This is a genomic window from Streptomyces sp. ISL-94 (genome assembly GCF_018614075.1).
Classification (GTDB): Bacteria; Actinomycetota; Actinomycetes; order Streptomycetales; family Streptomycetaceae; genus Streptomyces.
On record NZ_JAGGOZ010000005.1, the window covers coordinates 89,716 to 96,720 of the forward strand.

Here is a 7,005-nt window from a genome sequence, read left to right on the forward strand (position 1 = left end):
TGCGAGACTCCGTTCAACGGGGCAGCACAGACAGCCGGAAGGGCACGGGGAACCGCATGCAACCGATCATCATCGTCCTGATCATTCTGGTGGTTCTGGTCTTCATCGCACTGGTCAAGACGATCCAGGTGATCCCGCAGGCCAGCGCCGCCATCGTCGAGCGCTTCGGCCGCTACACCCGCACCCTCAACGCGGGCCTCAACATCGTCGTCCCGTTCATCGACTCGATCCGCAACCGGATCGACCTCCGCGAGCAGGTCGTCCCCTTCCCGCCGCAGCCGGTCATCACCCAGGACAACCTGGTCGTCAACATCGACACCGTCATCTACTACCAGGTGACCGACGCCCGCGCCGCGACGTACGAGGTGGCCAGCTACATCCAGGCCATCGAGCAGCTCACCGTCACCACGCTGCGCAACATCATCGGCGGCATGGACCTGGAGCGGACCCTCACCTCCCGCGAGGAGATCAACGCGGCGCTCCGCGGGGTCCTTGACGAGGCCACCGGCAAGTGGGGCATCCGCGTCAACCGCGTCGAGCTCAAGGCCATCGAGCCGCCGACCTCCATCCAGGACTCGATGGAGAAGCAGATGCGCGCCGACCGCGACAAGCGCGCCGCGATCCTCCAGGCCGAGGGTGTCCGGCAGTCCGAGATCCTGCGCGCCGAGGGTGAGAAGCAGTCCTCCATCCTGCGGGCCGAGGGTGACGCCAAGGCAGCCGCCCTGCGCGCCGAGGGTGAGGCACAGGCCATCCGTACGGTCTTCGAGTCCATCCACGCCGGCGACGCCGACCAGAAGCTCCTCGCCTACCAGTACCTCCAGATGCTCCCGAAGATCGCCGAAGGCGACGCCAACAAGCTCTGGATCGTGCCCAGCGAGATCGGCGACGCCCTCAAGGGCCTCTCCGGCGCCATGGGCAACTTCGGTCCCATGGGCGGCGGTTCGGGCTTCAACCCGCAGAACTCCGGCAAGGACGGCGGCAATAACGGCAACAACGGCAACAACGGCGGCAACGCCGCCGACAGGTCCGCCGCCGACCGCCGCGAACAGCCCCCCATCGACTGAGCGGACCATCCCCTCCGGCATGATCAGTGAGACCCCTCGACCTTCATGGCGGGGAGGCGACTCACTCACGCAAAGGGGATGGCTCCGTCCATGTCCATGTCCATGTCCATTTGGGAATCACTCGCCGTCTTCGCGGCCGGCGTCGGCGCAGGCACGATCAACACCATCGTCGGCTCCGGCACCCTGATCACCTTCCCGGTGCTCCTCGCCACGGGTCTGCCACCGGTCACCGCCAACGTGTCCAACACCCTCGGCTTGGTGCCCGGTTCCATCAGCGGAGCCATCGGCTACCGCAAGGAGCTCCAGGGCCAGCGGGCCCGCATCCTGCGGCTCGGCGCCGTATCCCTCGCCGGTGGGCTCGCGGGCGCCATCCTGCTGCTCACCCTGCCGTCCGACTCCTTCGACACGATCGTGCCGGTCCTCATCGGAATCGCCCTCGTGCTCGTCGTCCTCCAGCCGCGGCTCGCCGCCGCCCTGCGCAAGCGCCAGGAAGCCGCGGGAGGCGAGCCCGGCCACCCCGACGGCGGCCCGGCACTGCTCTCCGGAATGCTGCTCTCCAGCGCGTACGGAGGCTACTTCGGCGCCGCCCAGGGCGTGCTCTACCTCGGCCTCATGGGCCTGCTGCTCCGCGAGGACCTCCAGCGCATCAACGCCGTCAAGAACGTCATCGCGGCCATGGTGAACGGCATCGCGGCGGTCTTCTTCCTCTTCGTCGCCGAGTTCGACTGGACCGCCGTCCTCCTCATCGCCGTCGGCTCCACCATCGGCGGCCAGATCGGCGCCAAGGTCGGCCGCCGCCTCCCGCCGGCCGTCCTGCGCGCGGTCATCGTGACCGTCGGCATCATCGCCATCGTCCAGCTGCTGGTCCGCTGAACGACGTAGCGCAGTTGCGTACGCTACGTCGCCCAGCGCGCGGGGAAACTAGGCGGAGCGCTCCAGCCACTCAGGCAGCGCCTCCCGCCCGGCCACACCCAGAGCAAGCAGCATCGCGTCCGCCGGGGACGGCACGAAGGGCTTCCGGAGGAGCGGCATCCCCGCCTCCTCCGGAGTCCGCGCCGCCTTGCGGTGGTTGTCCTCGGCGCAGGAGGCCACCGTGTTCAGCCAGGTGTCCCCACCCCCCTGGGCGCGGGGCAGCACGTGGTCCACGGTCGTCGCGCGTTTCCCGCAGTACGCGCACCGGTGCTGGTCCCGGACCAGCACCCCCCTCCGCGACCAGGGAGCATGTCTTCGAAAGGGCACCCGGACATACCTGCAGAGCCTGATCACCCGGGGCATCGGGAGGTCCATCGTGGCCGCACGCACACGCAGATCGGGATGCGACTGTTCGACGACGGCCTTGTCCTGGAGCACCAGGACCACCGCCCGGTTCAAGGTCACCGTCGACAGCGGCTCGAAGCTCGCATTCAGCACCAGCGTGTCCCGCATCTCGCCCACCTCCCGTGTGCAGGCCCGCGACCACAGCGGCGGCAGGGCCCGCAACCACTCTGGCCGCGCGCGCCACGCGGGACAACGCAATAAAAATGCCCGGTCCAGGCCTTCTTTAGACCAGGACCGGGCAAACGCTCGGAGAAAGATCAGTGCGCGGGTGCCTCGTACTCGCCGATGAGCTGAGCCCGCCCGAGCGAGTGGAAGCGGAGATTGAACCCGACCACGGCAGGAGACACGTCGTCGCCGGGCCCGAGCTTCTCCTGATCCACCGCGTAGACGGTGAAGACGTACCGGTGCCGCTCCCCGGCCGGCGGGGCTGCGCCGCCGAAGTCCTTGGTCCCGTAGTCGTTCCGTACGTGCACGGCCCCGGCGGGCAGCCCCTCGAACTTCCCGCCGCCCGCCCCCGCCGGCAGCTCGGTGACCGAGACCGGCAGATCGAAGAGCACCCAGTGCCAGAACCCGCTGCCCGTGGGAGCGTCCGGGTCGAAGCACGTCACGGCGAAGCTCTTGGTCCCCTCCGGAAAGCCCTCCCAGCGCAGCTGCGGCGAGCGGTTCCCACCCGACTTCAGCTGGTCGGGACCCAGATCGTCACCCGGCGCGAGATCCGCGCTCGTCACGGTGAAGGAGGGCACCTCGGGGTGGAAGTCGTGCGGAAGAGGTGCCCTGCTCTGTTCGGCCACCATGGACCTCCTGTTTCGGATCGCGAGACTGATCACCCGGATCCTACGGGCGGACGTACCGTCAGATGCGGTCTGCGGACGCTGACGCCCACATAAGGTCGATTCCTGCCATCGATCCTCCAGCCGAAGGGGCCCGGGCCGCATCCGCGGATGCTGTTGGTTAATTCGGGCCCTGCTTCGCCCCGCTGGATCTATCCGGCGGGGCGAAGTGCTGCGAAGTGGCTGGTGCGGGTGCGGGCTCGGGGTGTGTCGGTGAGGTGGGCGTCGATGCGGACGAGGTTGATGGCGGCGCCGGTGAGCTGGTGCTGGAGGCTCGTTTTGGCCAGGCCCCGGTAGCGGGATCTGCGCAGGCCGCAACGCTGGGCGCCTTGGGAGATAGTGCCCTCGACCCCGGCCCGGATTTTGTAGCGGTCCTTCCACGCTTCGGTCTGCTGCTCGCTTCGGGCAGCGTGGAGGGCCTCGTGCTCTTCCCGGTGGCGAAGGGTGATCTCACGCCGTTCTGCGTGGGGAGAGCTGACGCATTCGCGCAGGTGAGGGCAGGTGCGGCAGTCGGCGGGGCTGAAACGGACCCGGATGACGGGCAGGCCCTGCGGTGAGTGGCGGTGGTGCCACTGTGTGCTGGTGACACCGTTCGGGCAGGTCGCCTGCTGTTGGTCGAAGTCGATGGTGAAGGCGTCCTGCCCGTATGCGCCGCCGGTCTGGGCCGTGGTGTTGGCCGCCATCGGTCCGTGCAGGGCGATGCCGTGTTCACGACGGGCGGCCACCAGCGCGGCGGCGGTGGGGTATCCGGCATCGACCCAGTGCTCGCCGGGCAGCCAGTCCCGATCCGCGAGAGCGGTGTGGATCGTCTCGCTCATCACGCTGTCGGGAACGGTGGCCACGGTGGTGGCCACGTTCGTGATCAGGTTCGGGCCATCGGTTCCGCAGGTCTCGGTGAGGTGGACTTTGTATCCGTCCCACATGGTGTCGCGTTTGACGCTGCCGCGGGCTTGCGGGTCATAGGGGGTGACCAGGCGCATCGCGCCCGGCGGCCGGTCTTTTGGGTCCCGGCGCACCACCTCGCCCTCGACCAGGTGGAAGTGCTGCACCCAGATCTGCCGCAGGACCTCCACCTGTTCCACGTCCAGCAGTCCAGGGGGAGCGTCGGGCGAGGTCACGGCCGCGAGCAGCCGCATCCCGTCCGCCCCGATCCGCCGGCCCGCCTCGTCCCGCTTGGTGCGGGCCTTGGGGAAACGGGAGTCCTCGGCCCGGGTGGCGCAATGCCGGAACCAGTCCGGGTCGGCCACCTCCCGCAGCCAGTCGGGAGCGGCGACCGCGAGCGCGTTCAGCGCCGCCCGAAGCGTCTCCGCGACCATCTCCAGCCAGTTCAGCTCGCGGGCCGCCGACTGCACATGCGTGGAGTCGGTGCGGGCCTTCCCGCCACTGGCCAGCAGATTCTTCTCCCGGGCCGCGGCGAGGATGCCGTCCAACAGCTGCCTTCCGGCATCCGCGTCGACCAGTCGATCCCGGAACTCCGAGAGCACCGAGAAGTCGAAGCCCGGATCGTCGAGCTCCAACCCGAGGGCGTACTTGAAGTCGATCCTCGCCCGAACCGCCTCCGCGGCCTGCCGGTCGGTGAGCCCCTCCACGAACTGCAACACCAGCACTAACGCGAGCCGGCCCGGTGACCAGGCAGGCTTCCCCCGCGACGGGAACAGATCCGCGAACTGCCCGTCCGTGAACAGCGGCCCCAGCTCGTCCCGGACCCGGATCGCCAGACTCCCCTTACGGAAAGCCGCCCGAGCCACCCGCACCGTCTCCGCCGGAATCTGACCCGGCTCCTGCGACCGCAACGACATCGACACCCTCCCCATACGACAACGTCGGCTCCCAAGACCACAACCAGGTCTTGGGAGCCAACGTCACACACGGGCCCGAATAAACCAACAGCATCCGCATCCGCGACCCGGGCCCCTTGTCGTGCGCCGAGCGTCAGAACCAGTTGCGCTGCGAGCCCACGGAGGCGATCCACTGGTTCAGGTAGGCCGCCCAGTCGGTGCCCTGGTAGGACTGCAGCCCCACCTGGAAGCAGCGGTAGGTGTCGCTGCCCTCGCTGAACAGCCCCGGCTTCTTGTCCATCTCCAGCACCACGTCCATCTCCCGGCCGTCGGAGACGAACGTGAGCTCCACCTGGTTCAGCCCCCGGTACTGCGACGGAGGCAGGAACTCGATCTCCTGGTAGAAGGGCAGCGTCTGCCGCGTCCCGCGGATGTGCCCGCGCTCCATGTCCGCACTGCGGAAGGTGAAGCCCAGCTGACGGAAGGCGTCGAGGATCGCCTGCTGCGCCGGCACCGGGTGCACGTTGATCGGGTCGAGGTCGCCCGCGTCGACCGCCCGCGCGATCTCCAGCTCGGTGCTGACCCCGATGTTCATCCCGTGCAGGTGCTGACCCCCGAAGTGGGTGATCGGCGTCTCCCACGGGATCTCCAGCCCGAACGGCACCACGTGCAGCGCGCCGGCCTGCACCTGGAAGGCACCGCCGAGGCGCTGCTTCGTGAAGACGACGTCCTGCTTGTACTCCTGGTCGCCGCCCTCCACCTCGACCCGCGCCTGGAGCCCGACGGACAGCCCCTCGATCTGCTGCTCCACGGATCCGCCCTGGATCCGGACCTCGCCCTGGACGATGCCTCCCGGCACGACGTTCGGCTCGGTGATGACCGTGTCCACCGAAGCACCACCGGCACCCAGGCTCGCGAACAGCTTCCTGAACCCCATGCTCTGACTCCCCTTGAAGGCTTGTGCGACTACCCCTTACCAACGCGGAACCTTAGGCCCCGGTTGCAGGTGCGCGCGTTCCACTACGCTCGACCGGATGAGCGCGCGCCCTGACCGTACGCCCCTGGCCCGGTCCTTCTTCGACCGCCCGGTCCTCACGGTGGCCCCGGACCTCCTCGGCCGGACCCTGGTCCGCCGTACCCCGGACGGCCCCATCGAACTGCGCATCACGGAGGTGGAGGCGTACGAGGGGGAGTCCGACCCCGGCTCCCACGCCTTCCGCGGCCGCACGGCGCGCAACGCGTCGATGTTCGGTCCCCCCGGACACGCGTACGTCTACTTCATCTACGGCATGTGGTTCAGCCTCAACCTGGTGTGCGGCCCGCCCGACCACGCGAGCGGGGTCCTGATACGGGCCGGCGAGATCACGGTGGGCGCCGACCTGGCCGCCAAACGCCGTCTTTCCGCCAGATACCCGCGAGAACTGGCCAAAGGCCCGGCCCGCCTGGCCACGGCCCTGGAGGTGGACCGCTCCCTCGACGGCACCGACCTCTGCGCGGGCCCCGAATCCCCCCTGTCCCTCCTTACCGGCATCCCCACCGCACCCGACCAGGTGAGCAGCGGCCCCCGCACGGGCGTCGGCGGCGCGGGCGCCGCCCACCCCTACCGCTTCTGGATCACGCACGACCCGACGGTGAGCCCGTACCGAGCGCACGCGCCACGCCGCCGCTCAACTTGACTCGGCTTTGCCGGACGCCTAACGTAGTCCGAGCCGCTTGAACGGGTCACTGCTATCGGCAGACCCCCGGAGCGGCCAACCCACTCCCTACGACTTACCCCTGGCGGGGTCTTATTCGGCATGCCCGAATTCCCGGCCGGTGGCTCGATTATGAGCCGCAAGGGATAAGCGCTAATGTGGCGGAGCGCCGAAAGGCAAAGGCCCCCCAACGGCCATCGATTCAAATCCAAGCCGACTGCGACTTTCGAGAAGCAGGGCGCGGAAATGATCTGGTAGAGTTGGGAACACAGAACGAAAGCTCGGAGGAAAGCCCCAGTAAGTGTTACTGCGGGTGAGTACA

7 protein-coding genes are annotated in these 7,005 nt (G+C 68.7%); 3 read left to right on the forward strand and 4 right to left on the reverse strand.

The window, feature by feature from the left end:
• Nucleotides 1-56: 56 nt before the first annotated feature.
• Both J7E94_RS01605 and J7E94_RS01610 read left to right on the forward strand, forming a co-directional pair.
• Nucleotides 57-1,064, forward strand: a complete 1,008-nt coding sequence (locus tag J7E94_RS01605) for an SPFH domain-containing protein (RefSeq protein ID WP_215011619.1) — start codon at nt 57-59, stop codon at nt 1,062-1,064.
• Nucleotides 1,065-1,166: 102 nt separating this feature from the next.
• Nucleotides 1,167-1,937 (forward strand): sulfite exporter TauE/SafE family protein, encoded by a 771-nt coding sequence (locus J7E94_RS01610; protein ID WP_215011621.1) that lies wholly within the window; start codon nt 1,167-1,169, stop codon nt 1,935-1,937.
• A gap of 48 nt (nt 1,938-1,985) precedes the next feature.
• On the opposite strand, the gene J7E94_RS01615 is transcribed toward J7E94_RS01610, so the two are convergent.
• The 4 genes from J7E94_RS01615 to J7E94_RS01630 all read right to left on the reverse strand — a co-directional run bounded on the left by J7E94_RS01615 (nt 1,986) and on the right by J7E94_RS01630 (nt 5,926).
• Complete coding sequence (locus tag J7E94_RS01615) at nt 1,986-2,489, reverse strand: HNH endonuclease (RefSeq protein WP_215011623.1); 504 nt, start codon at nt 2,487-2,489, stop codon at nt 1,986-1,988.
• A gap of 149 nt (nt 2,490-2,638) precedes the next feature.
• Entirely contained in the window at nt 2,639-3,172 is a 534-nt protein-coding gene (locus J7E94_RS01620) for a YbhB/YbcL family Raf kinase inhibitor-like protein (protein ID WP_215011639.1), read from the reverse strand.
• Between the two features lie 191 nt (nt 3,173-3,363).
• The gene (locus tag J7E94_RS01625; protein ID WP_215011625.1) at nt 3,364-5,010 is read right to left on the reverse strand and encodes an IS1182 family transposase; all 1,647 of its coding nucleotides are present in this window, start codon (nt 5,008-5,010) and stop codon (nt 3,364-3,366) included.
• A 133-nt stretch (nt 5,011-5,143) separates the two neighbouring features.
• On the reverse strand, nt 5,144-5,926 hold the full coding sequence (locus J7E94_RS01630) for a sporulation protein (protein ID WP_215011627.1): 783 nt from the start codon (nt 5,924-5,926) through the stop codon (nt 5,144-5,146).
• Between the two features lie 97 nt (nt 5,927-6,023).
• Between J7E94_RS01630 and J7E94_RS01635 the strand changes: the two genes are divergently transcribed.
• Nucleotides 6,024-6,665, forward strand: coding sequence for a DNA-3-methyladenine glycosylase (locus J7E94_RS01635; protein ID WP_215011629.1), 642 nt, complete (start codon nt 6,024-6,026; stop codon nt 6,663-6,665).
• The last annotated feature ends 340 nt before the right edge of the window (nt 6,666-7,005 follow it).